General features: G+C 72.8%; 28 protein-coding genes. 14 read left to right on the top strand and 14 right to left on the bottom strand.

Annotated elements, in window-relative coordinates:
• Window positions 1-400 precede the first annotated feature (400 nt).
• Window positions 401-697 carry a DUF4193 domain-containing protein gene (locus QP090_RS22885; RefSeq protein ID WP_285941177.1) on the top strand — a complete coding sequence of 99 codons (297 nt, stop codon included), beginning with the start codon at window positions 401-403 and terminating at the stop codon, window positions 695-697.
• A gap of 13 nt (window positions 698-710) precedes the next feature.
• On the top strand, window positions 711-1,541 hold the full coding sequence (locus QP090_RS22880; protein ID WP_285941176.1) for a hypothetical protein: 831 nt from the start codon (window positions 711-713) through the stop codon (window positions 1,539-1,541).
• Window positions 1,542-1,781: 240 nt separating this feature from the next.
• On the opposite strand, the gene QP090_RS22875 is transcribed toward QP090_RS22880, so the two are convergent.
• Entirely contained in the window at window positions 1,782-2,360 is a 579-nt protein-coding gene (locus QP090_RS22875) for a maleylpyruvate isomerase family mycothiol-dependent enzyme (protein WP_285941175.1), read from the bottom strand.
• 97 nt (window positions 2,361-2,457) lie between these two features.
• Window positions 2,458-2,745: a DUF4235 domain-containing protein gene (locus tag QP090_RS22870; RefSeq protein WP_285941413.1), complete on the bottom strand. Its 288-nt coding sequence runs from the start codon at window positions 2,743-2,745 to the stop codon at window positions 2,458-2,460.
• Between the two features lie 128 nt (window positions 2,746-2,873).
• Here QP090_RS22870 and valS point away from each other — a divergent pair, with 128 nt between their 5' ends.
• From valS to QP090_RS22855, 3 genes are all read left to right on the top strand, one after another.
• Window positions 2,874-5,402: a valine--tRNA ligase gene (gene valS, locus QP090_RS22865; protein ID WP_285941174.1), complete on the top strand. Its 2,529-nt coding sequence runs from the start codon at window positions 2,874-2,876 to the stop codon at window positions 5,400-5,402.
• A 175-nt stretch (window positions 5,403-5,577) separates the two neighbouring features.
• Window positions 5,578-6,765 carry an acyl-CoA dehydrogenase family protein gene (locus QP090_RS22860; RefSeq protein WP_285941173.1) on the top strand — a complete coding sequence of 396 codons (1,188 nt, stop codon included), beginning with the start codon at window positions 5,578-5,580 and terminating at the stop codon, window positions 6,763-6,765.
• A complete protein-coding gene (locus tag QP090_RS22855) occupies window positions 6,762-7,877 on the top strand; it encodes an acyl-CoA dehydrogenase family protein (RefSeq protein WP_285941172.1) in 1,116 nt (371 codons plus the stop codon). Before QP090_RS22860 ends, QP090_RS22855 begins: the two co-directional genes overlap by 4 nt.
• Window positions 7,878-7,896: 19 nt before the next feature.
• Here the strand turns inward: QP090_RS22855 and QP090_RS22850 are convergent, their stop codons facing one another.
• The 7 genes from QP090_RS22850 to QP090_RS22820 form a co-directional block, all read right to left on the bottom strand.
• Entirely contained in the window at window positions 7,897-9,168 is a 1,272-nt protein-coding gene (locus QP090_RS22850) for a cytochrome P450 (RefSeq protein ID WP_285941411.1), read from the bottom strand.
• 144 nt (window positions 9,169-9,312) lie between these two features.
• Window positions 9,313-9,888, bottom strand: coding sequence for a hypothetical protein (locus QP090_RS22845; protein WP_285941171.1), 576 nt, complete (start codon window positions 9,886-9,888; stop codon window positions 9,313-9,315).
• A gap of 18 nt (window positions 9,889-9,906) precedes the next feature.
• Window positions 9,907-10,080: a hypothetical protein gene (locus QP090_RS22840; RefSeq protein ID WP_285941170.1), complete on the bottom strand. Its 174-nt coding sequence runs from the start codon at window positions 10,078-10,080 to the stop codon at window positions 9,907-9,909.
• Window positions 10,068-10,619: a hypothetical protein gene (locus QP090_RS22835; protein WP_285941169.1), complete on the bottom strand. Its 552-nt coding sequence runs from the start codon at window positions 10,617-10,619 to the stop codon at window positions 10,068-10,070. Before QP090_RS22835 ends, QP090_RS22840 begins: the two co-directional genes overlap by 13 nt.
• Window positions 10,616-11,119: a thioredoxin domain-containing protein gene (locus tag QP090_RS22830; protein WP_285941168.1), complete on the bottom strand. Its 504-nt coding sequence runs from the start codon at window positions 11,117-11,119 to the stop codon at window positions 10,616-10,618. Before QP090_RS22830 ends, QP090_RS22835 begins: the two co-directional genes overlap by 4 nt.
• Window positions 11,116-11,646, bottom strand: a complete 531-nt coding sequence (locus tag QP090_RS22825) for a MauE/DoxX family redox-associated membrane protein (protein WP_285941167.1) — start codon at window positions 11,644-11,646, stop codon at window positions 11,116-11,118. The genes QP090_RS22830 and QP090_RS22825 overlap by 4 nt, the downstream gene beginning before the upstream one ends.
• A complete protein-coding gene (locus tag QP090_RS22820) occupies window positions 11,643-12,332 on the bottom strand; it encodes a hypothetical protein (protein ID WP_285941166.1) in 690 nt (229 codons plus the stop codon). The genes QP090_RS22825 and QP090_RS22820 overlap by 4 nt, the downstream gene beginning before the upstream one ends.
• A gap of 299 nt (window positions 12,333-12,631) precedes the next feature.
• Between QP090_RS22820 and dut the strand changes: the two genes are divergently transcribed.
• Both dut and QP090_RS22810 read left to right on the top strand, forming a co-directional pair.
• Window positions 12,632-13,102 carry a dUTP diphosphatase gene (gene dut / locus QP090_RS22815; protein WP_285941165.1) on the top strand — a complete coding sequence of 157 codons (471 nt, stop codon included), beginning with the start codon at window positions 12,632-12,634 and terminating at the stop codon, window positions 13,100-13,102.
• 3 nt (window positions 13,103-13,105) lie between these two features.
• A complete protein-coding gene (locus QP090_RS22810) occupies window positions 13,106-13,948 on the top strand; it encodes a DUF3710 domain-containing protein (protein ID WP_285941164.1) in 843 nt (280 codons plus the stop codon).
• A 301-nt stretch (window positions 13,949-14,249) separates the two neighbouring features.
• On the opposite strand, the gene QP090_RS22805 is transcribed toward QP090_RS22810, so the two are convergent.
• Complete coding sequence (locus QP090_RS22805) at window positions 14,250-14,951, bottom strand: PIG-L deacetylase family protein (RefSeq protein WP_285941163.1); 702 nt, start codon at window positions 14,949-14,951, stop codon at window positions 14,250-14,252.
• A gap of 142 nt (window positions 14,952-15,093) precedes the next feature.
• Between QP090_RS22805 and QP090_RS22800 the strand changes: the two genes are divergently transcribed.
• The 5 genes from QP090_RS22800 to QP090_RS22780 are packed head-to-tail and all read left to right on the top strand — an operon-like array spanning window position 15,094 to window position 18,766.
• A complete protein-coding gene (locus tag QP090_RS22800) occupies window positions 15,094-15,408 on the top strand; it encodes an SAV_915 family protein (RefSeq protein WP_285941162.1) in 315 nt (104 codons plus the stop codon).
• Between the two features lie 27 nt (window positions 15,409-15,435).
• On the top strand, window positions 15,436-16,179 hold the full coding sequence (locus tag QP090_RS22795) for a diaminopimelate decarboxylase family protein (RefSeq protein WP_285941161.1): 744 nt from the start codon (window positions 15,436-15,438) through the stop codon (window positions 16,177-16,179).
• Window positions 16,065-16,754, top strand: a complete 690-nt coding sequence (locus tag QP090_RS22790; protein WP_285941410.1) for a diaminopimelate decarboxylase family protein — start codon at window positions 16,065-16,067, stop codon at window positions 16,752-16,754. Before QP090_RS22795 ends, QP090_RS22790 begins: the two co-directional genes overlap by 115 nt.
• Window positions 16,755-16,802: 48 nt before the next feature.
• The gene (gene lepB, locus QP090_RS22785) at window positions 16,803-17,564 is read left to right on the top strand and encodes a signal peptidase I (RefSeq protein WP_285941160.1); all 762 of its coding nucleotides are present in this window, start codon (window positions 16,803-16,805) and stop codon (window positions 17,562-17,564) included.
• Window positions 17,564-18,766: an MFS transporter gene (locus QP090_RS22780; protein ID WP_285941159.1), complete on the top strand. Its 1,203-nt coding sequence runs from the start codon at window positions 17,564-17,566 to the stop codon at window positions 18,764-18,766. The genes lepB and QP090_RS22780 overlap by 1 nt, the downstream gene beginning before the upstream one ends.
• Here QP090_RS22780 and QP090_RS22775 read toward each other — a convergent pair.
• The 3 genes from QP090_RS22775 to QP090_RS22765 form a co-directional block, all read right to left on the bottom strand.
• Window positions 18,739-19,251 carry an HAD domain-containing protein gene (locus tag QP090_RS22775; RefSeq protein WP_285941158.1) on the bottom strand — a complete coding sequence of 171 codons (513 nt, stop codon included), beginning with the start codon at window positions 19,249-19,251 and terminating at the stop codon, window positions 18,739-18,741. The genes QP090_RS22780 and QP090_RS22775 overlap by 28 nt on opposite strands.
• 65 nt (window positions 19,252-19,316) lie before the next feature.
• Complete coding sequence (locus QP090_RS22770) at window positions 19,317-19,646, bottom strand: DUF4288 domain-containing protein (RefSeq protein WP_285941157.1); 330 nt, start codon at window positions 19,644-19,646, stop codon at window positions 19,317-19,319.
• Between the two features lie 7 nt (window positions 19,647-19,653).
• Window positions 19,654-19,917, bottom strand: coding sequence for a hypothetical protein (locus QP090_RS22765; protein ID WP_285941156.1), 264 nt, complete (start codon window positions 19,915-19,917; stop codon window positions 19,654-19,656).
• A gap of 162 nt (window positions 19,918-20,079) precedes the next feature.
• Between QP090_RS22765 and QP090_RS22760 the strand changes: the two genes are divergently transcribed.
• Window positions 20,080-20,583, top strand: a complete 504-nt coding sequence (locus tag QP090_RS22760) for a DinB family protein (RefSeq protein ID WP_285941155.1) — start codon at window positions 20,080-20,082, stop codon at window positions 20,581-20,583.
• 10 nt (window positions 20,584-20,593) lie between these two features.
• On the opposite strand, the gene QP090_RS22755 is transcribed toward QP090_RS22760, so the two are convergent.
• On the bottom strand, window positions 20,594-21,763 hold the full coding sequence (locus tag QP090_RS22755; RefSeq protein ID WP_285941154.1) for a UDP-N-acetylglucosamine--N-acetylmuramyl-(pentapeptide) pyrophosphoryl-undecaprenol N-acetylglucosamine transferase: 1,170 nt from the start codon (window positions 21,761-21,763) through the stop codon (window positions 20,594-20,596).
• On the opposite strand from QP090_RS22755, the gene QP090_RS22750 reads away from it, so the two are divergent.
• Complete coding sequence (locus tag QP090_RS22750) at window positions 21,705-22,178, top strand: Scr1 family TA system antitoxin-like transcriptional regulator (RefSeq protein ID WP_349666504.1); 474 nt, start codon at window positions 21,705-21,707, stop codon at window positions 22,176-22,178. The genes QP090_RS22755 and QP090_RS22750 overlap by 59 nt on opposite strands.
• Window positions 22,179-22,207 lie beyond the last annotated feature (29 nt).

The raw sequence follows: 22,207 nt of genomic DNA, 5'->3' as shown, positions 1-22,207 counted from the left end.
AACCTTCAGGCGGGCACATTATCGCGTTAGTTCAGACGTTTCACCGACGTGTCCGGTTCTCCTCGGCGCGGAAGTCCTCGTGCGGCGCCGCGCCCGGCGGCCCGCCCGGCGCGCGCAACGCCTCCGGGACCGATATGATCCCGCCGCCGTGGGATGCCCCGGCGGGGGCGTCCCGGCCCGATCATTGCCGTGACACCCGACCGGGTATGTGACATCTGACACATCAGCGCGCGCCGGGCCCGGGTGATCGGTGTCACCGGTGGGACCGGTCGCGCCTCGTGTGTCGCAGGTCACCGCCCGTGACAGAATTTCCCGCCCGGATCGGGCACAAGAACGGCCCCCCGTGCGTTAGATCCGCGCGACGGGGCGCATAAAGCACTGAGGGGGATGGAGATAGAAGATGGCGACCGACTATGACAGCCCACGCAAGACCGACGACGACCTCAATGAGGACAGCCTCCAGGAGCTCCAGGCCCGGCGGGCCGACAAGTCCGCCAGCATCATCGACGAGGACCTGGACGCCGGAGAGGTCGCCGAGCTGCCCGGCGCCGACCTGTCGAACGAGGAGCTGACCTTCCGGGTCGTTCCGCGGCAGGCCGACGAGTTCACCTGCACCCGCTGCTTCCTGGTGCACCACCGCAGCCAGTTGGCCGGAGAGAAGAACGGCCAGCCGGTCTGCCGTGAGTGCGCCGCCTGACCGGGGGCGAGCGGTGACGGGTGACATCGAACGACATCAGGAGAGCGGACGGGACGTGGAGCCGGCGCAGGGCGACGGCTCCGCCGAGATCGGCGAGCTGATCGGCCGGCTGTCCGGCGGCGACGACATGGACCGCGAGACCCGCGGGCGCCTGCTGGGCCGGCTGGCCCGGCTGCTCGGGCAGAACGCGCGCCGGGCGGGCGCCGCCGGCGTCGCGCGCGGCAAGTGGCTGACCGACCTGCTCGTCGCGGCGGTGCCGCACATCCCGATCCGCGATCTGGAGACGTTGAGCGGACACCACCACGGCCTGTTCGGCGAGGAACTCGCCGACAGCGTGGTCAAGGTGGCCAGCAACAGCACGACGGCGGTGGGCGCGGCCGGCGGCGCGCTGGCGGCGGTGGAGTTCGCGGCCCCGCCGATGCTGCTCACCGCGCCCGCGCAGCTCGCCGCCGAGACCCTGGTGGTCGCGGCGATCGAGGTCAAGATGATCGCCGAGCTGCACGAGGTGTACGGGGTCCGGATCCAGGGCTCGGGCACCGCGCGCGGCGCGGCCTTCCTCACCTCCTGGGCACGGCAGCGCGGGATCAACCCGCTCGAGAGCGGCTCCCTGGCCAGCGCGCTGGGCTCGGCGGCCAAGGCGGCGCTGCGCAAACGGCTGCTGCGCACCTTCGGGCGCAGCATGACCACCATGGGCCCGTTCCTCACCGGCGCCGCGGCCGGGGCGGCGCTCAACCGCACCGCCACCAAACGCCTCGCGAGCACGGTCCGCGGCCATCTGCGCGAGAACACCGGCCTGCCGGCCGCGCTCCCCGGCGACCACAAGTCCCTCGGCCAGGCCGACTAGCGAGAACCGCGCCGGCGCGCACCCCGGCGCCGCGCGTCCCACCGGGACGGACTCCGCTGGGACCAATCCCCATCGGCACCGACACCCGTTCGCCCCCCGCCATCTCCGCCATCTCCGCCATCCTCACGGTTCCTGCCGTCCCCGCTTTTCCTGCCCGGCCCGCGCACTGCCGCCCTCGCGCACCTGCACGAGCGCCGCGCGTGCGCCGGGGCTCGGGAGGCTGCACCGACGGGCCACGGGTCAGGCGAAATCGAGCTCGCCGGAGACCGGGTCGCGCCCGGCCAGCCACATCCCGAGCGCCTCGCGGGTGCCGCGCACCTCCGGCCCGCGCCCGATCGGGCGGTGCCCGTCGGTCGGGACGACGCGGTGGCGGAGTAGGCGGCGGTTGAGCCAGAAGCTGAGGTGCACCCCCTCCCGGAAGATCGCGGTGGCGACGCTGTCCGGGACCTCGCGGGGACGGCCGAGGCCGCGCCGGATGTCCTGGTGGTGAACGCCCAGGTCGCCGAGCATGACCGCGGCGCCGAGGCGGCTGGTGGCGGACGGGGCGGCGGCCCAGGCGCGGGCCCATTCCTCCAGACGCGCGCGGGGGAGGTGCCGTACCCGGTCGGCCTGCGCCTGGTTGGCGGCGTTGAAGCGGGTTCCGAAGCGCAGGTAGGTGGCGAGGTAGTCCGCGCCGATGAGGTGGCCCAGCACGTCGCGCGGGGCCCAGCCGGCGCACAGCGTGGTCCCGGTGTCGAACTCCTCGTCGGGTAGTTGCTCGAGGGTCTCGATCAGCCGGAGGCGCTCGGCGCGCTGCTCGTCCTCGTACGGGAAACGCATCGTGGTCGGTCCCTTCGTCACGACGGGACCGACCACGATACGCAGAGTGCTTGCGGACGCAAGCTCTGGACCCCCTATCCAATAGGGGTCACGGCTCTCAGAGCTCCCCCCGGAGCTGCGCGGGCAGTTCGCCGGTGCCCTTGGCCCACTGCCGGGCCGCGGCCCGGGTGGCCAGCAGCCGGGCGACCTCCATGCCGACGCCCATCACCACCGCCCAGGCGATCGCCTCGGAGAGCGCCACGTCCGGGGACTCGGGGTTGACCGGCGGCTCCTTGCCGGTGCCCTTCTTCCACGCCAGCGTGATCGCCTTCTTCGCGACGAAGCCGCTCGCGAAGGCCGCGGCGCCGGCCATCACCCGCCAGCCGATGTCGCCCTTGTCCGCCATCATCGTCCTCCAGTCGTCCGGTGATCCCGACGCTACCGGAACGGGGTGCTCCCGGCGGGGGAGCGATCACGCGCCGGGCGGGCGGTATACGGCCTGCGCGCCGTCCCGATGTCAATACCATTGGACCCATGACAGATCAGCCGCGTACGCCCGACGTCCCTGCCAAGCCCTCCCTGGACGGCCTGGAGGAGAAGTGGGTACGCCGCTGGGACGCCGACGGCACCTACCGTTTCGACCGGACCCGGCCCCGCGCCGACGTCTACTCCATCGACACGCCCCCGCCGACGGTGAGCGGCTCCCTCCACGTCGGCCATGTCTTCTCCTATACCCACACCGACGCCATGGCGCGCTTCCAGCGGATGCGGGGGCGCGAGGTCTTCTACCCGATGGGGTGGGACGACAACGGGCTGCCGACCGAGCGCCGTGTGCAGAACTACTTCGGGGTCCGGTGCGACCCCTCGCTGCCCTACGACCCCTCCTTCGAGCCGCCCGAGAAGCCCGACCCCAAGCGCCAGCTCCCGGTGTCGCGGCGCAACTTCATCGAGCTGTGCGAGCGGCTCACCGGGGTCGACGAGAAGGCGTTCGAGGAGATGTGGCGCCGGGTCGGCCTGTCGGTCGACTGGAACCACCTCTACACCACCATCGGGTCCGACTCCCGGGCCGCGTCCCAGCGCGCGTTCCTGCGCAACCTCAAGCGCGGTGAGGCGTACCTGTCGGAGGCGCCGACGCTGTGGGACGTCACGTTCCGCACGGCCGTCGCGCAGGCCGAGCTCGAAGACCGCGAGCAGTCCGGCGCGTTCTTCCGCATCCGCTTCCACGGCGACGACCGGCCGGTCTACATCGAGACGACCCGTCCCGAGCTGCTGCCCGCGTGCGTCGCGCTGGTCGCCCACCCCGACGACGAGCGCTACCGGGAGCTGTTCGGCACGACCGTCCGCACCCCGCTGTTCGGCGTCGAGATCCCGGTGCTGGCGCACCGGCTGGCCGAGCCCGACAAGGGGTCGGGCATCGCGATGATCTGCACGTTCGGCGACGTCACCGACGTCACCTGGTGGCGCGAGCTCGACCTGCCCACCCGCGCGATCATCGACTGGGACGGCCGGCTCGCCGCCGTCCCGCCGCAGGGCGTCCCGGCGAGCCCCTACGACGAGCTGGCCGGCAAGACCGTCTTCTCCGCCAAGGAGCGGGTGGTCGAGCTGCTGCGCGAGTCCGGCGACCTCGACGGCGAGCCCCGCAAGATCAGCCGGCCGGTGAAGTTCTACGAGAAGGGCAACAAGCCGCTCGAGATCGTCACCACCCGGCAGTGGTACATCCGCAACGGCGGGCGCGACCCCGAGATCCGCGCCGAGCTGCTGCTGCGCGGCGCCGAGCTCGACTGGCACCCGCCGTACATGCGGGCCCGGTACGAGAACTGGGTCGAGGGCCTCAACGGCGACTGGCTGATCTCCCGGCAGCGGTTTTTCGGCGTGCCGATCCCGGTCTGGTACCCGCTGGACGCGTCCGGCGAGCCGGTCTACGACCAGCCGATCACCCCGCCCGAGGACGTGCTCCCGGTCGACCCGTCCAGCGACCACCCGCCCGCGTACAGCGAGGACCAGCGCGGCAAGCCGAACGGGTTCACCGGCGACCCGGACGTGATGGACACCTGGGCGACCTCGTCGCTGACCCCGCAGATCGCGGGCGGCTGGGAACGCGACCCCGACCTGTTCGCCCGCGTCTTCCCGTACGCGCTGCGGCCCCAGGGGCACGACATCATCCGCACCTGGCTGTTCTCCACGGTCGTCCGCGCGCACCTGGAGCACGGCTCGCTGCCGTGGAGCGACACCGCGCTGTCGGGCTGGATCCTCGACCCCGACCGCAAGAAGATGTCCAAGTCCAAGGGCAACGTGGTCACCCCGATCGCGCTGCTGGAGGAGTTCGGCTCCGACGCGGTCCGCTACTGGTCGGCCAGCGGCCGTCCGGGCACCGACACCACCTTCGACACCGGTCAGATCAAGGTCGGCCGGCGGCTCGCCATCAAGATCCTCAACGCGTCCAAGTTCGTGCTCGGCTTCGGTGAGGTCGCGGCCGACGCGGCGGTGACCGAGCCGCTCGACCTGGCGATGCTGGCCGCGCTGTCGGGGGTGGTCGAGGACGCGACGCGGGCGTTCGAGGGCTACGACTACACCCGCGCGCTGGAGCGGACCGAGCGGTTCTTCTGGGAGTTCTGCGACGACTACCTGGAGCTGGTGAAGTCCCGCGCGTACGGCGAGGGCCCCGAGGCGCAGTCCGCGCGGGCGGCGCTCCGCACGGCCCTCGGCGTCCTGCTGCGGCTGTTCGCGCCGGCGCTGCCGTTCGTGACCGAGGAGGTCTGGTCGTGGTGGCGCGAGGGCTCGGTGCACCGCGCCGCGTGGCCGGCGGCGGCCGAGCTGCCGTCCGGTGGCGAGCCCGCCGTGCTGGCCGTCACCGCCGAGGCGCTGCGCCAGGTCCGCAAGGCCAAGTCGGCGGCCAAGGCGTCGATGCGCGCCGACGTGTCGCACGCCGTCGTCCGCGGCGCCGAGGTCGCCCGCCTCGCGCAGGACGACCTGGTCGCGGCCGGCCGCATCGCGGACCTGGTCATCGAGGCCGCCCCCGCCGAGCTGGCCGTCGAGGTGACCCTGGCGCCCGCCGCCGGCTGAGCCCGCGCGGGCCGGGAAGCCGCCCGGTCCGCCCCCGGACGTCCGATCGCCCGCTCGCCGGGACGGTCGAACGTCCGGGGGCGGACGGCGGCCACGGCAAACCGAACGGGATTCCAATCGGCCTCGGCAGGCGTTACCGTAAGCGAACGCTGACCGATCCTGGAGGAGCCATCCCGTGACGGATCTGGACGACTACGGGCGCCGAGCCCGTGCCTGGCTGGAGTCCGGCGCCGCCGGCGTCCCGGCGGACCCCGACCTCGCCGCCTCGCGCGCGTTCATGGCGAAGCTGCACGACGCGGGGTACTCCGGCATCACCTGGCCGCCCGAGTACGGCGGGCAGGGGCTCGGCGCCGCCGAGGAGCGCGCGTTCCAGCAGGCGGCCCGCGAGCATCCGCTGCCGGTCGGGGTGTTCGGCATCGGGCTCGGCATGTGCGGCCCGACCCTGCTGTCGATCGGCACCGAGGAGCAGAAGCGGCGCCACCTCCGGCCGCTGCTGCGCGGCGAGGAGATCTGGTGCCAGATGTTCTCCGAGCCGGGCGCCGGGTCGGACGTGGCCTCGCTCCAGACCCGCGCGGTCTTCGACGGCGACGCCTGGGTGCTGACCGGGCAGAAGGTGTGGACCTCGGTCGCCCGGCAGGCCGACTACGGGCTGCTGATCGCGCGCACCGACCCGGACGTGCCCAAGCACCAGGGCATCACGATGTTCGTCGTCGACATGCACGACCCCGGCGTCACCGTCCGGCCGCTGCGCGACATGACCGGCGTGTCGCACTTCAACGAGGTCTTCTTCGACGATGTCCGGATCGCCCCGGACCAGGTCGTCGGCGAGGTGAACGGCGGCTGGTCGGCGGCCGTGACCACGCTGCTGCACGAGCGGGTCTCGATCGGCATGGGCACCTCCCGCACCGAGCGGCCCGCCTCGTTCGCCGCGCTGTCGGCCGCCGCCCGCGACCGCGGCCTGCTGGACGACCCGGTGGCGCGGGACGAGCTGGTCGGGCTCTACCTGCGGGAGCGCGCCTTCGACCTGCTGAACGCGCGGATGTCGCAGGAGGTCAAGGCGGGGATCCAGCCGGGCGCGCGCGGCTCGGTGATCAAGCTGCTGCTGGCCGAGCTGACCTTGGAGGGCGCCGACGCGGCGAGCCGGATCCTCGGCCCGGACGCGGTCGCGCACGACGGCCCCGGGACGCTCGCCGGCGCGCTGGCGTGGGCCCCGGGGATGGCGCTGGGCGGCGGCACCAACGAGATCATGCGCAACATCATCGGCGACCGGGTGCTCGGCCTGCCGCGCGAGCCGCAGGTCGACCGGACCGTCCCGTTCCGCGACCTCAAGGTGGGCACCCAGGCGAAGGAGGCGGGCCAGTGAGGCTGATCCTCACCGATGAGCAGCGGGACCTGGCGGGTTCGGTGCGCGCGTTCCTCGCCGGCACCGCGCCGATGGCCCGTGTCCGCGCGGTCGCCGAGTCCGGCGAGCCCTATGACCGGGACGTCTGGACGCGGACGGCCGGCGAGCTGGGTCTCGCCGGGCTCGCGGTGCCCGAGGCACACGGTGGGTCTGGGGCGGGCCATGCCGAGGTCGCGGTGGTGATGGAGGAGCTCGGCGCCGCGCTGACCCCGTCGCCGTACCTGGCCTCCGCGGTCCTGGCTGCCGACCTGCTGGTCGCGCTCGGCGACGAGGCCGCCGCCGAGACCGAGGACCTGCTCCCCGGCATCGCGTCCGGGACCACGGTCGCCGCGTTCGCGCACCCCGAGCCGGGTGCGCCGCTGCCGTCCGCCGAGCGCGCGGGCGGCGGGCACGTGCTGGACGGGCGGGTGCCGCGCCTGCTGAACGGGGCCGACGCCGACCTCCTGCTCGTCGTCGCCGACCTCCGCGGCGAGGCGGGCGGGACGGCGGTGTTCGCGGTCGAGGCCGGCGCGTCCGGCCTGGCCCGGCACCCGCTGACCACGCTGGACCTGACCCGCCCGCAGGCCAGGGTGGAGCTCGCCGGCACCCCGGCCCGCCTGCTCGGGACGCCCGGCGCCGGCACCGCCGCGGCGCTCGCCCGCGCGCTCGACCTGGCCTCGGTGGCGGTGGCCGCCGGGCAGCTCGGCGGGCTCCGCCGCTGCCTGGACGTGATCGTCGAGTACGCCGGGCTGCGGGTGCAGTTCGGCCGGTTCGTCGGCTCGTTCCAGGGCGTCAAGCACAAGCTCGCCGACATGCACTGCACCCTGGAGCAGGCCGAGTCGATCGTCCGGTACGCGGCGTGGACGGCCGACGAGAGCCCCGAGGAGCTCCCGGTGGCCGCTGCGCTCGCCCAGGCGTTCGTCGGCGGCGCCGCGTTCCGGGTCGCCAAGGACCACCTGCTGCTGCACGGCGGGATCGGCTTCACCTGGGAGCACGACGCGCACCTGTACTACAAGCGCGCCAAGGGCGACGAGCTCCTGCTGGGCCCGCCCCGCGTCCACCGCGCCCGCCTGGCCGAGCGCCTCGGCCTCTGACGGCGCGGGCACCCGCCGTTCAGTAGGTGAACGGCAGGTGCTTGATGCCGTTGATGAAGTTGGAGAAGAGCAGATCGGGCTCCCCGTCGGCGCGGACGCCGGGGACCCGGGTGAACAGCTCGCGGAACATCACGGTGATCTCGCGGCGGGCCAGGTTGGCGCCCAGGCAGAAGTGCGGGCCGGGCCCGCCGAACGCGACGTGCGGGTTGGGGGAGCGGGTGATGTCGAAGGCGTCGGGGTCGTCGAAGACCGCCTCGTCGCGGTTGGCCGAGTTGTAGAACAGCAGCACCTTGTCGCCGGCCTTGTAGTGCCGGCCGTTCATCTCGTGGTCGCGGGTGACGGTGCGGCGGAACTGGATGACTGGGGTGGCCATCCGGAGGATCTCCTCGATCGCGCCGCCGATGCGGTCGTCGAAGTCCTCGGCCAGCCGCGCCCGCTGCTCCGGGTGGTCGGTGAGCAGCTTGAGGCCGTGCGACATTGCGTTGCGGGTGGTCTCGTTGCCCGCGACGACCAGCAGGATGAAGAACGAGCCGATCTCCTGGTCGGTCAGCGACTCGCCGTCCACGTTCGCGGCGATCAGCGCCGAGACCAGGTCGTCGCCGGGGGCGCGGCGCCGCCGCCGGGCCAGCTTCATCGCCAGGTGGTTCAGCTCGTAGCCCGCCGTCAGCGCCTTGAGCAGGCTGTACAGCACGCCGACGCGGGTGATCCCGGTCTCGGCGAACCGCCGGCCGCCGGTGTACTCGGGGTCGCCGATGCCGAGGATGATGTTGGTCCGGTCGTAGACCATCGGGCGGTCCTTCTCCGGGATGCCCATCATGTCGCAGATGACCTGGACCGGCAGCCGGGCCGCCACGTCGGTGACGAAGTCGCCCCCGCCGGGCCCCGCGGCCAGCATGTCGTCCACGATGCGGGTGGCGGTGGCCTGGAGGTCGGTCTCCAGCTTGGCCAGCACCCGGGGAGTGAACGCCCGCGACACGATCCGGCGGATCTTGGCGTGCCGCGGGTCGTCCATGTTGATCATCGAGCCGAAGTAGCGGGCCAGGTAGGGCGGCAGGTCGGCGATGCTGTTGGAGCACGGCTCGCTGCTGAACACCCCCGGCGTGCGGCTGGCCTCCACCACGTCGGCGTGCCGGACCAGCGCGTGGTAGCCGGGCCCGGACTTGATGAACGGCAGCTTGAGCTCGTGGAAGAACGCCGGCCGCTCCCGTGCGCGCAGCGCCGTGAACGCGGCCCGCCGCTGCTCGGGCGGACGGGACCAGAACGCCAGGTCCGACAGGTTGGTCTCGGGCATGTCCCGCGCCTCGGTCGTCGTCACGTCCGCACCGTCCTCGGGGCCTCGCGCAGATTCAGAACGTCATTCGGTTCCATCGAAGCGAGACCTCGGGACGCCGTCAAGACGAACCGGGCGATTCCCCCAAGCCGATGCCCGAGCCGGTCACCCGAGCCGGTCCGTCCCGGGGGCGAGGAGGAGGGCCAGGGCGGCGAGGGTGGAGAGGGCGGTCGCGCTCTTGATCCAGGGCATCCGCAGGGAGACGGCGGCGTCGCGGGCCGGGTCGCGGGCCAGGTAGGTGAGCGCGGCGCTGAGCGCGCGGCCCGCGCCGAACGCCGCGCCCACCAGGAGGGACGCGGCCGGGCCCTGGTGGCTGAGCAGGAGCCCGAGGGCGAGCACGTACGGGCTCGACGCCGACACGTACGTCCGGACGCCGGTGCCGAGCTCGAAGCCGAACTGCAACGTCCCGCGCCGCAGCCGGATCTGGAGCACGTCCTGGGGGATCTGCCTGGCGTTCTGCGGCAGCGGGATCCGGACCAGCCCGAACTCGCGCGCCGCGCCGAGAGCGGCCACCACCACGATCGCCATCGCGCGCGCGGACGAGGGGAGCGGCGCGGCCAGGCCGGACAGCAGCCACGCGACCGCCGCGCTGAGGACGCCCCCGAGCAGGAGCCCGAGGGTGAAGACGGCGAGGACCTCGCCCTGCCGTACCGGGGCCCGCCAACCTGGCGAGAACAGCACAGATTCGCTGTTACGCGTTCAAACGCTGCCCGACAGCGCGTACCCCGCCAGCGCGCCCACCGCCGCCCAGCACAGGACGGCTGCGTCCAGGGCCGCCGCCGTGACCGCCAGCAGCGTCAGCGCAGCGACCGGCAGCAGCGGCTCGGTCAGCCCCCGGCGCAGCCTCCCGGCCGGGGCGGTCAGTTGTGGCACGCGGTCGCCTTACGGCAGATGGTCTTGTACCAGTTGCCGCGCTTGGACTTCTTCCATCCGTCGTGGCAGCGCCAGGTGACGCCCTTGGCGCAGCTGCCGCAGCGCTTGGAGTAGGCCCACACCCAGCCGTCGTAGCCGCCGCCGTAGCACTGGTTCGGACGCAGCTTGTACTTGCCCGGGTTGGAGACGCCCGACTTGTGGAAGCCCTTGTACTTCCCGCTCGTCCGGCAGCACACGCTGCACACCAGGCTCGGCCCGCAGCCGGGGGAGCAGTTGTGGTTGGACGCGTACGACGGGCAGCGCGGATAGATGTCGTAGTAGCCGCGCAGGCTGAACCCCGACGACAGGGCCTGCCGCGCGGGCGGGAACACCCCGAGCGCGTTGAGCCCGGTGGTGGCCCCCGCGGCGGCGAGCCCGGTCAGCACGCTGCGCCGGACGGGCCGCACCCTGGCCCGGTCGTCGTGGACGCGCCGGCGCACCCGTTCGGCGCCCGCGGGGCGGGGCCCGCGCAGCGGCGGGACGTCCTCCAGTCGGATCATCGCGATACCTCCAGTTCCCTGAGCGCCTGCGCGGAACCGACCGGCTCCGCCACCCGCACCCGCCCGTCCTCATCGACGATCACCGCGAACGGGGTGGCGGGGACCCCGTAGGCGGCGAACAGCCCGTCGTGCTCACCGCTGAGCACGGTGATCCCCGCCGCCGGCCCGAGTTCGTCGGGCGCGGGGCCGTCGGGCGCAGGGCCGTCGGGCGCGGGGCCGGAGAAGATCGCGTGCATCGGCCGTCCGAGCCCGCCCGCCTCGGCGAGGACGTCGGCGCACACGCCGCAGTCGCGGTCCAGGAACAGCAGCAGCCCGGGGCCGAGCCGGCCGAACTCGGGCGCGGGCGTCCCGGGCGCCGGGCCGAGCGCCGCACGCGGCGCGCCCCGTCCGGACCCGCCCTGCCCGAGCGCGTGGACCTGCCGGACGAGTCCGGCGACCACCAGCGCCAGCAGCGCGATCGCCACCCAGGACAGCAGCAGCGCACTGGTCGTGAAGCTCATCGGGCCCCTTCCTCGATCATCGCCTGCGGCAGCGACCACAGGATCACCGCGAAACCCAGGCCGGCCAGGACGGCGACCGCGACCTCGGCGGCGGGCGGCCCGGCATGGAGGCCCCGCGCGGCACCGGCCGCGGCGAGCCCCGCCAGCGCCGCCGCGCGGACGGCGACCCAGCCCGTCATCGGCGTCCCGGCGTCCCCGGCGCAGCCGCACGGCACCCCGCGCGGCCGGGTCCGCGCCACGTACGCCGCGTACGCCGCATAGAGGGCGAGTAGCGCCGCTGACGCCGCCAGCGCGCCGCGCAGTAGCCCGTTCTCCCACAGCAGCAGCCCCGCGGCGGCTCCGAAGCCCGTCAGGGCCTCCGCCGCGACCGCGAGCCCGGCGACGGGGGCGGCGAGCACGCCCGGGACCGTGCGATGCGCCCGTACGGCGGCGGCGAGCGCCCCCGGCCGGCGGAGCTGCCCGTAGAGCGAGCCCAGCAGGACGAGCGGGACGGTCACCGCCGCGATCCCGGCCAGCAGGCCGGTCACCCGATCGCCTCGACCGCCAGATTGTCGAGCCGCCCCGGCACCTCGCGCACCCGGTCCTCCTCGGGCAGCACGGTGACCAGCAGCGACTTCAGGGCCAGCAGGAAGTACGGCCCCTGCCCCTCGACGGCGTCCTGGAAGAGCTCGCCGCCCGCGACCCGCGCGCCCCGCCAGGACGGCAGGCGGCGCCTGGTCTGCCCGTTCAGCGCGGTGATCTCCAGCAGGCCCACCCCCGGGACCTCCTTGACCAGCTCGGCGGGCTCGGGGCGCCGGGCCCGGCCGAGCGGCACGGCGGTGATCCCGTCCTCGTGCTCGGTCAGCCGGACGGTGCCGAAGAACGCCACCGCGTCCGCCGGGCGCCCGTGGTAGAGGTGGGTGAAGACCGCGTGCGCCCGGCCCTCCCAGATCGCGGCGAGGACCGGGTCGCCGAGTCCGGTGTCGGGGTCGCGGGTGGTCGTCCGGCCGACCCGCAGCCGTCCGCCCTGTACGCGGAACTCCTGGTCGAACCGGTCGACCCCGATGTCCTCGGCCCAGCCGAGAGCGTCCGCCCGGGTGCCGCTGGAGAGCTCGTGCAGCCGCCCGCCTTCGGAGATTTTCGCGACCGAGGTGCAGGGGCGGGCGAGATCGTGCGGGCCGGTGAGCCGCACCCGGATGCCGTCGAGGGACCGATGGGTGACCTGTCGCCTCATGCCGTGACCCTTCGCGGGGGGAGCGGGCGATGACACCGTGACGGTACGCGCGGGTCGGCACGGGTGGGGCAAACCTGCCGGAAGTGGTCATCGGGCCCGAGCGGGTAGGGTCACCGGGTGAATCGTTCCAACCCGGCCGTCCGCGCGGACTCGCCCAGGGTGGCGTGCCTGCCGCCGCGAGGGACGGGGCGGTCGGTAAGGTCGTCTGGTCGCTCCGTCCGCCGCCTGCCGAGACCCGCCCCGAGATCGACGGCCCCTGCCGGAGCCGGCGTCCCGATCCCCGAGCGTGAGGTGGCCCGATGAAGGTGGACGTGCTGATCCGGCGGCTGGATCCGGAACTGCCGCTTCCGGCGTACGCTCATGCGGGGGACGCGGGCGCCGACCTGGTCGCCGCCGTGGACGTGGAGCTGCCGCCCGGGGAGCGGGCGGTGGTGCCGACCGGGATGGCGATCGCGCTGCCCGATGGGTATGCCGCTTTCGTACACCCGAGGTCCGGTTTGGGCGCTAAGTTTGGGGTGACCATAGTGAATGCACCCGGTACTGTCGACGCCGGCTACCGGGGCGAGATCAAGGTGACCCTGCTGAACACCGATCCCCGCGCCACCGTCCGGCTGCGGCGCGGCGACCGCATCGCGCAGATGGTCGTGCAGCGGGTCGAGCAGGCGGTGTTCCACGAGGTCGCCGAGCTTCCCGGCTCGGCTCGTGGCGCCGGTGGATTCGGCTCCACGGGCGGTTTCGCGGATAATGAGCACAGTCGAGAAGGAGCGTGAGTCGTGGCTTTTGGACGTCGCCGGCAGGCCGAGGAGCCCGCCAAGGGGCCCGAGGCGACCGAGGAGCCGGTGGAGGCCGCCGAGGCGGAAGCGGCCGAGGAGGCCGAGGAGGCCCCCGCGAAGGCCGGTGCGGATGACGGTGGTCCCTGGGACTCCGAGGACTCCCCGCCCGAGCTCCAGCGGCTCGATTTCGGCTCCCTCCAGGTGCCCGTGGCGCCCGGCCTGGGCTTCCAGGTCAACTTCGAGGCGACCCAGGTCGACGACGAGGGCAATCCGCTGGACGGACGCCCCGTCGCCGTGCTGGTGCAGTACGAGGAGAGCGCCATGCAGCTCCAGGTGTTCGCCGCGCCCAAGCGCAGCGGCATCTGGGCGGACGTACGGCGCGAGACCGCCAAGGACATCGAGGAGGAGGCCCAGGGCCAGACCCAGGACAACGAGGGCCCGTTCGGCCCCGAGCTCCTGGCGATGGTCCCCGCGCCGCTGACCGAGGAGGTCCTCGCCGAGATGCCCGAGGAGGTCCGCGAGCAGATCCCCGCCGAGTTCCTCGAGCAGGGCTGGGCCCCGCAGATCATCCGCTTCATCGGCGTCGACGGTCCCCGCTGGTTCCTCCAGGCCGTGGTGCAGGGCGCCGCGATCGAGGACGAGGAGCAGTGGCAGGTCCTCGAGGACGTGTTCCGCGGCATCGTGGTCGTCCGCGGCGACCAGCCCATGCCGCCGCGCGACCTGCTGGAGCTCCAGATTCCCGCGGAGTTCAGCGAGGCCGGCGAGGACGAGGAGGAGGAGGAGGGGAACACCGAGACGTTCTCCCCCTTCGAGCGCGGCCCCGAGATCACCGAGGTCCGCTGACCCCTTCCGGGGGCTCCCGACCCGCCACGGCCCTGTTCTCCTTAGAGGCGACCTCTCAGGAGAACAGGGCCGTGGCGTTCGAGGGGGGTTGCCAGGCGCGGCGCGCGGGTGGTCAATCGAGGCATGTCGAAGAGAACGCGCAAACGCCGGGCGCGCAAGCGCAAGCGCGCCAACAGCCGCAAGCGGCCCAACGCCAACTGATCCGCCACCCGCGTGGACGCGCGCCCGGACGGACGCGCGTCCACGCCGCACAGTGCCCGCGCCATACAGTGCCCGCGCGCGGGCGAGGCCCCGGCGCGGGTCAGGCTTCGATCAGCTCGAACGGGATCGCGTGGGTGACGCCCACTGCGCGCCCGGTGGGTTCGGCGAGGCCGGTGAGGAAGGCGTCCGGGTCGAAGTCCGCGCCGAGGTTGTCGAAGTAGACCCGGTGCGCGGTCAGCGAGTCGACGCCCGCCTGGAGATGGCCGGTGACGTCCACGTAGTGGCCGGCCTGCGGTGAGCCGCCGAACAGGGCGAACCGCACACCCGGCCACGGCTCCAGGTCCAGGTCGCGGAACACCCAGCGGTTGGCGGCGTCCCTGACCGCGTCCATCGCCGCCAGGCCGAGCGCGCGGTGGTCGGCCATGTTGAACCCGCCGCCGGGGAAGGTCTCCCGGAAGTTCATCGAGATCACCACCTCGGGCCGGTGCCACCGGATCGCGGCGGTGATCGCGCGCCGCAGCGGCAGCCCGTACTCCAGCTGCCCGTCGGGCAGGTCGAGGAACTCCACCGTCTCCACCCCGACCCGGCGGGCCGCCTCGACCTGCTCGGCGCTGCGGACCCGGCGCACCTCCTCCGGCTCCATCGAGTCGATCCCGGCCTCCCCGCGGGTGGCCAGCACCTCCACCACGGTCTTGCCCTGCCCGGTCCACTTGGCGACCGCGGTCGAGCCGCCGTACTCCAGGTCGTCCGGATGCGCCACGACGGCGAGCGCCCGCCGCCAGTCCTCAGGTACCGGTTCCATCCCCCCATCTTCGCGGATCTTGTGCAAGGGACGCGTGAGGGTTCCCCGCCCGCGCGTATGCATCGCGTAGTGAAACGGACCAATGCCGCAAACCGCGCCTAGCGTGAGCCCGGTCAGACGGTTTCTCGAAGGGGACGGATCCGTGGACGAGCTCCTATTCATCCCGGTGCACACCTGCGCCGGCGGCACGCTGTCGCTGCGGACCGGCCGCCGCAGCCCGGACGGGGAACGGGTCGGGATCGCCTTCACCAGCGAGGAGCGGCTCCGCTCCGCGCTCGGCGGCGGCCGTCCCTGGATCCGGCTGGCCGGGCCCGCGCTGCGGTCCATGCTCGCGCCGATGGGCATTGTCGCGGTCCAGATGGACCCGCTGTTCGTCGGCCCGAAGGACCCCGTGCCGCCCGCCGGCCCGCCGCGCCCGCCGCGCCCGCGGGCGCCGGCCATGGCCGGCCGTCGCTGACGTCCGAACACCTCAAGGGAGCAGCACGTGCTCGTCACAGAGAACAGGACGGTGCCCGACCGCGCGGTCTGGCCCGTCACCACCGGTGCCCGCCCCGGCGGCGACGTCTCCGTCGGAGGAGTCGGCCTCGCCGGCCTGGCCGAACGGTTCGGCACCCCGCTCCACGTGGTGGACGAGGAGGACGTGCGGCGCCGCTGCCGCGCGTTCCGCGGCGCCTTCCACGACGCCGACGTCGCCTACGCGGGCAAGGCGTTCCTGTGCCGCGCGATGGCCGGCTGGATCGCCGAGGAGGGGCTGTCGCTGGACGTCTGCTCGGCCGGTGAGCTCGCGGTGGCCCGCGCCGCCGGGTTCCCGCCGGAACGCGTGCTGATGCACGGCAACGCCAAGACCCCCGAGGACCTGCGCGCCGCCCTCGCGTACGGGGTCGGGCGCGTCGTCGTCGACTCCTTCCACGAGATCACCAGGCTGGCCGCGCCGGCGACCGCCGGGGCGCGCCCGCGGCTGCTCGTCCGGGTCACCCCGGGCGTGGACGGCCGCACGCACGCGGCGATGACGACCGGCACCGACGACCAGAAGTTCGGCTCCCGCTCTCGTCCGGCGCCGCGGCCGAGGCCGTCCGCCGCGTCCTCGGGCAGCGCGGCCTGGAGCTGGTCGGGCTGCACTGCCACATCGGCTCGCAGATCACCGACCTCGACGTGTTCGACCAGGCCGCCCGGCGCATGGTCGCCCTGCTCGCCGCGATCCGCGACGAGCACGGGGCGATGCTGCTAAACCTGGACCTCGGCGGCGGCTTCGGCGTGGCGTACCGGGCGGGGGACCCCGAGCTGAACCCGGCCCAGCTGGCCGACCGGCTGCGGCGGACGGTCCGGTCCGCCTGCGCGGAGCACCGCCTCCCGGTGCCGCGCCTCACCATCGAGCCGGGCCGCGCCATCGCCGCGCACGCGGGCGTCACCGTCTACCGCGTCGTCAGCGTCAAGCACACGCCCGGCGCCCTGCTGGTCGCCGTCAACGGCGGGATGAGCGACAACCCGAGGCCGAGCCTGTACGGGGCGCGGTACTCGGTCCGCCTCATCGGCAGGCGGGGCGCCGGCGGCGACCGCGCCGCGAGCGTCGTCGGACGGCACTGCGAGGCGGGCGACGTGCTCGTCCCGGACGCGCGGCTGCCCGCCGACGTCCGCCCCGGGGACCTGCTGGCGATGCCCTGCACCGGCGCGTACCACCACTCGATGGCCTCGAACTACAACCTCGTCCGGCGGCCCCCGGTGGTCGCCGTCCGCGGGGGCCGCGCCCGGCTCCTGGTCCGCCGCGAGACCGTCGAGGACCTCCTCGCCCGCGACGTCGGCTGAAGGCCCCGGGCCTCGCCAGGATCCGCTGCATGGCAGTAGATTTCGCGAATGACCGGTGATGAACGCGACGCCGACTCCGGCGGGCAATCCGATGGGCCGTCCCCGGACGGGACGAGTTCCGGCAACGGGGAGAAACGGCGATCGTTCTGGAAGGAAATGCCGGTCCTCATCGCCGTCGCCGTCGTGCTGGCGTTGGTCATCAAGGCTTTCGCCGTTCAGGCCTTCTACATTCCGTCGGGGTCGATGCGGGGCACCCTCGAGATCAATGACCGGGTCCTGGTCAGCAAGATCGACTACCGGGTGCACGATATCCGGCGGGGCGACATCATCGTCTTCAACGGAGTGGACTCCTGGACCCCCGAGGTCCCCGGGCAGAAGCCCCGGAACCTGTTCTCCAAGGCCCTGCACCAGGTCGGCGGCGCGTTCGGCGTGACGTCCGGCGAAACGGACTTCATCAAGCGCGTCATCGCCCGCGGCGGCGACCGGGTCAGCTGCGCGGGCTCCGGCGCTCCGGTCATGGTCAACGGCATCGCGCTGGACGAGCGCTCCTACCTGCTCGTCGACCCGGTGACGCACGAGCGGAGCGTCCCGTCCGTGCGGAAGTTCAGCGTCGTGGTTCCCAAGGGCAGGCTGTGGGTCATGGGCGACAACCGCGGAAACTCCTTTGACTCGCGGGGGCACACGAACGACCCTGGTGGCGGATCCATTCCCGAGGACAAGGTCATCGGCCGCGCCTTCGCCGTCGTCTGGCCCCTCGGCCACTGGAAGTACCTGTCCGGTCCGGAGACCTTCCACCAACCCGGGATGTAATGGCCGAAGCGGCGCGCGAGAATCCTCCCGGATACCTGGAACTGCTCCGGCCCCCGGGAATTCCCGGCCTCTTCGCGGGCGCGCTGATCGGCCGGATCTCGTTCGGCATGATGCCGGTGGGGGTGGTGCTGTTCATCGCGCGGTCGACGGGGTCGTTCTCCACCGCCGGCCTCGCCATGGCGGCGTACTCGATCGGCACGGTCGTCGCGGGCCCGGCCCGATCCTGGATCTCGGTCCGCGCCGGCCACGCCCGCGCGCTGCTGATGATGTCGATGGTCAGCGGGTCGGCGCTGATCCTGCTGGTGGTGGCGGGCGGCGGTCCGTCCTGGCTGCTGATCGCGCTGACGGCCGGCTCCGGATGCAGCATGCCGCCCTTCGGCGCGCTCATGCGCGTCGGCTGGTCGCGGAGGCTGCCGCCCCAGTGGGTGTCACGCGCGTTCGGCCTGGACTCGGTCGTGGAGGAAGCGACCTTCGTCGTCGGCCCCCTGCTCGCGACGGGCGCGGTGGCCCTCTCCGGCGCCTGGCTGGCCGTGCTGGCCGGCGGCGCCGTCTGCCTGCTCGGCGGGCTGCTGATGGCGTCGGCCGCGGATCGGGGCGGCCCGGAAGCAGCCGCGGACGAGAACGACGACGGCGGCCTGTGGACGGTCGCGCGCAGCACCAGGTGGGTGCTCGTGGTGTTCCTGGGCGTGGGCTTCGCCATCGGCGCCCTGGAGGTCGCCATTCCCGGCTTTGCACTGGAGAGCGGACACGCCTCGATGTCCGGCGGGCTCCTCGCCACGTTGGCGCTGGGGAGCGCTATTGCCGCGCTCTTCTATGGCCGCCGCGAATGGAGGACCGGCGCCGCGTCCCGCCTCATCGTCCTGAGTCTGCTCCTGGCGGCCGGCACCGCGCTGATGGCCGCCGTCGACGGGCTCGTCCTGGCGGCGCCGCTGCTCGTGGTGGTGGGCGTCGCCATGGGCCCCGCCGTCATCACGGCCTACCTCCTGGCCGACACCCTCATGGACGGCGTCGCGGCCAAGACCCACGCGGCCATCCTCGCGAGCGTGGTGTGCAACGGCGGTGCGGGCCTCGGCGCCGCCGCCAGCGGCCTGGCCATCACCGACCTCGGCGCCGGACAGGCGTTCCTGCTCTGCGGCACCGTCACCGCCATAGCGACCGGAGCCGGCTCCCTCATCTACGCCCGCAACCCGAAGCCGTCCTGACGCAACCACGTGTCAAGGGCGGCGAAGTCGGCTTCGGCAAGTCCCCGGCGCGCATCGACACGGTGCAGAAGGGCCGGTCCAGGGTGATGCGCGGCCACCCAGACCCGGTCGGCCTCGGTGATCTCGTCGTCGACCCAGGCGAACGCCCGTCCGGCCGCCAGGTCGAGCAGGGGCCGGGTCTTCCAGTGCAGGCCGCCGCGCCCGTCCCCGTCGGACGGCTCGGGCCAGCTCACCACCGGCAGTTCCGGCAGGCCGATCCGGGGGGCGACGCACTCGTTCGCCTCGTCCATCCACGTCGTGGCCCAGACCAGATCGCACGGTAGCGCCGCCAAGCGGGGCCCGTGCGATGGATCGAGCCTGCCCAGAAGCGGATTCGAGTCGCCGCCGCGCGGCCCGGGCCACGTCCGGTAGTGCGGAGCCCCGAACGGGATGAGCGGGCCGTCGACATCGAGGAAGAGCAGCGGACGCTGCGGAGAACCGGCCACGGCGGCACCATAGCGCCGCCGCCGTGCGCCCGAAAGGCATCGCCCTGCGCGTTACGGGGCGTGGGTCAGAGTTCCCAGCCTGACAGCAAGGGCTCGAACGCCTCGTAGGCGCTGATGTCCCTGAAATGCCGGGAGTACAGGTCGGTGTCTTGGGAGAGGTCGTCGTCCAGGACCTCCGCCACGTCCACGACGTGCCGCAGCGTCCACTTGATGGTCTCCCCGGCCTCGTTCTGGAAGGCCGTCTCTCCCGCACGGCCGCGTTCCTCCGCGCGCGTGCGGGCCTCCTCCTCGGAGCCCGCGCGCAGCAGAACGAAGTCCTCGCTGAAGAGCTGCGGGCGCCCGGACGACTCGAACAGCAGAACGGCGATATAAGGCTTGAGAGGTCGAGTCATCATTCACATCTCAATGCTTGTTGAATCGAGAGTCGTTGAGGAGTTTCCATGCCTTCCTGGCGGACGCGCTCTTGTAGGAGCGGATCTGGCCAAGATACCAGGCCAGATATTGCGAGGGGAATTCTCGGCGAATTGACCCCTTCTTGCAGAGGCTGATGTAGTCGTTCGCCGCCCGGCTCCGCGCCGAGGCGGATTGGCGGGACGGAAGGTGGAAGTGGACGCCGCCGCTGATCGATCCGGCCTGGACCAGGGACCCCGACACGTCGCCGCTCATGATGTTGACTATGTGGTCCGGGCCCCGTCCGGCCATGTGGACATAGTTGCAGAAAGCCTTCCCCTGTCGGGGTCTCTCTTCCTGGAACGGCGCGGTCGCTTCTCGGTAGTTCAGGGTGATTTCGTCGAAGGAAGTCTCGCCGGGCCGTGGCATGATGCCCCGGTGGACGATCAGGGCAGGACCGAGCCGCCGCTGGTGGCCGATGAGCGCACCATACTGACCGGCTTCCTGCAATATCAGCGCGAGACCTTGGCCATGAAGTGCGCGGGGCTGACCACTGAGCAGCTCAAACAGAGGTGCGTACCGCCGTCGGCCATGTCATTGCTCGGGCTCGTCCGGCATATGGCCGAGGTCGAGCGGGTCTGGTTCCGGATCAGGCTGAGCGGCGAGGACATCCCCTACCGCTGGAAGGAGGGGCCCGGCGATGACACCGACTTCCAGATCGACAAGGCCGACCCTCAGGAAGCCTTCGAGGCATGGGACGAGGAATGCGCGCGGTCCCGTGACATCGTGCACGCCGCCGAGTCCCTCGACACCACCGGGCGCCACCGCGGCGAGGACTACTCGCTCCGCTGGATCCTCGCCCACATGATCGAGGAATATGCGAGGCACAACGGCCACGCCGACCTGCTCCGCGAGCGCATCGACGGATCCACCGGGGAGTAGGAGATCCCGCCTACGCGCGGTCGGCGACGACGGACAGCAGAACGTCCACCAGCCGTTCGGCAGCGTCGGGCCGGCCCTGTGACCGGGCCCGCTGGGCCATGCTCATGCGCCTGGCCGGATCTGCGAGCAAGGGGCCCAAGGCCGCGCCCAGGCTGTCCGGCGTCGCCTCGCCGAGCAGGGCGACGGCGGCGCCGGCGTCGTGCAGGTGGCGCGCGTTGTGCGCCTGCTCGTTGCCGGCGGAGGTGGCGAGCGGGATGAGGACGGCGGCCTTGCCCAGCGCGGTCAGTTCGGCCAGCGTGCCCGCCCCGCTCCGGGAGATCACCACGTCGGCCAGCGCGAGCACGTCGGGCAGTTCCGGGCCGACGTAGTCGGTGAGCAGGTAGCGGGCCGCGGCGTCGGCGGGGAGCGTCGCGGTCTGCTGCGCGAGGTCGGCGAGGTCGGCCGGTCCGCACTGGTGGATGACGTTGGCGCCGGACAGCAGCCACGGCAGGATGTCGCGCACCAGGGTGTTGATCTGGTGCGCGCCCTGAGCGCCGCCGGTGACGTAGACGGTGGGGCGGCGCCGGTCGAAGCCGTGCAGGCCCAGCGACTGGACGGCCTTCTCCGCATGTCCGGTGAGCACTTCGGGCCGCACGGGGTTGCCGGTGACCACCGCGGTCGCGCGGGCCGCCTCGGGCAGGAGCGGCAGCGTCGATTCGGAGGACACCGCGACCCTGGTGGCCTTGCGGGCGAGCGAGCGGTTGGCGAGGCCGAGCCGGACCGTCTGCTCGTGGACGACCAGTGGCCGGCGGCGCATCTTGGCCGCCAAGCCCACCGGGACGGCGACGTACCCGCCCGTGGCCAGCACGACGTCGGGGCGGAAAGCGGAGACGATCCTGCGGGCCTGGAAGACGCCCAGCGGCACGCGGGCCATGTCCTTCACATTGGCTGGGGAGATCATCTTCAGCGGATTGGCGGAGCGGCGGATCTTGCCGGTGGCGACCGCGCTGAACCGGATGCCCTCCCTGGCCGCGACGCGGGCCTCAAGGCTGTCGGCCGTGCCGACCCACAGGACCTCCAGCGCCCGGCCGCTCGCCATGAGCCTGCCTTGCAGCGTGCGCACCGCGGTGAGCGCGGGGTAGGTGTGGCCACCGGTCCCGCCACCCGTGACGATCAGGCGTAGTGCCTGCTCAGGGTCCATCGGGCGACGTCGGGGGGCACTGTTCACGAAGGAGCTACCAATCTGGCGATGCCGGGCCTCAACCCGCCTGCGACTTCTGACGTCTTGCACTTTCCCACAAACCGTTCCGCACGGCAGGGCCTCGCACATCAAGCCCACTCGGCATGATCCACAGCTAACAGCCACGGCGGACCGGCACCGTGCCGTGTGCCGTCACGTGCCGGCCAGACTCGACCGAACCGTTTGGTCGAGTCCCGGATTCTGGATCTTCGACGAAGAACGCGTGCTCATGGAGACTCCCACAGCGGAACTGAACATCACCCAGCCGCGCGAGGTCACCGCCTACAGCCGAACCTTCGCCGAGCTGTCGGCGATGACCGTCACCGGGACCGAGGCGCGCAAACTGATCCTTTCGGCGGCGAACGACCTCGTCTAGACCGGGCACACTTGGGCACACTTGTGGCC

Origin of the sequence: Actinomadura xylanilytica (assembly GCF_030283145.1) — a bacterium.
In the GTDB taxonomy this organism is placed as follows: Bacteria; Actinomycetota; Actinomycetes; order Streptosporangiales; family Streptosporangiaceae; genus Spirillospora; species Spirillospora xylanilytica.
Note: the sequence above shows the minus strand (reverse complement) of the source record. Positions and strands in the feature narration are given on the sequence as shown.

What these genes read in the sequence shown, in the direction of transcription:
- QP090_RS22885 (WP_285941177.1), top strand. Translation starts at nt 401, where the DNA reads ATGGCGACCGACTATGACAGCCCACGCAAGACCGACGACGACCTCAAT.
- QP090_RS22875 (WP_285941175.1), bottom strand. Translation starts at nt 2,360, where the DNA reads ATGCGTTTCCCGTACGAGGACGAGCAGCGCGCCGAGCGCCTCCGGCTG.
- QP090_RS22870 (WP_285941413.1), bottom strand. Translation starts at nt 2,745, where the DNA reads ATGGCGGACAAGGGCGACATCGGCTGGCGGGTGATGGCCGGCGCCGCG.
- valS (WP_285941174.1), top strand. Translation starts at nt 2,874, where the DNA reads ATGACAGATCAGCCGCGTACGCCCGACGTCCCTGCCAAGCCCTCCCTG.
- QP090_RS22850 (WP_285941411.1), bottom strand. Translation starts at nt 9,168, where the DNA reads ATGCCCGAGACCAACCTGTCGGACCTGGCGTTCTGGTCCCGTCCGCCC.
- QP090_RS22835 (WP_285941169.1), bottom strand. Translation starts at nt 10,619, where the DNA reads ATGATCCGACTGGAGGACGTCCCGCCGCTGCGCGGGCCCCGCCCCGCG.
- QP090_RS22830 (WP_285941168.1), bottom strand. Translation starts at nt 11,119, where the DNA reads ATGAGCTTCACGACCAGTGCGCTGCTGCTGTCCTGGGTGGCGATCGCG.
- QP090_RS22820 (WP_285941166.1), bottom strand. Translation starts at nt 12,332, where the DNA reads ATGAGGCGACAGGTCACCCATCGGTCCCTCGACGGCATCCGGGTGCGG.
- dut (WP_285941165.1), top strand. Translation starts at nt 12,632, where the DNA reads ATGAAGGTGGACGTGCTGATCCGGCGGCTGGATCCGGAACTGCCGCTT.
- QP090_RS22805 (WP_285941163.1), bottom strand. Translation starts at nt 14,951, where the DNA reads ATGGAACCGGTACCTGAGGACTGGCGGCGGGCGCTCGCCGTCGTGGCG.
- lepB (WP_285941160.1), top strand. Translation starts at nt 16,803, where the DNA reads ATGACCGGTGATGAACGCGACGCCGACTCCGGCGGGCAATCCGATGGG.
- QP090_RS22780 (WP_285941159.1), top strand. Translation starts at nt 17,564, where the DNA reads ATGGCCGAAGCGGCGCGCGAGAATCCTCCCGGATACCTGGAACTGCTC.
- QP090_RS22770 (WP_285941157.1), bottom strand. Translation starts at nt 19,646, where the DNA reads ATGATGACTCGACCTCTCAAGCCTTATATCGCCGTTCTGCTGTTCGAG.
- QP090_RS22765 (WP_285941156.1), bottom strand. Translation starts at nt 19,917, where the DNA reads ATGAGCGGCGACGTGTCGGGGTCCCTGGTCCAGGCCGGATCGATCAGC.
- QP090_RS22755 (WP_285941154.1), bottom strand. Translation starts at nt 21,763, where the DNA reads ATGGACCCTGAGCAGGCACTACGCCTGATCGTCACGGGTGGCGGGACC.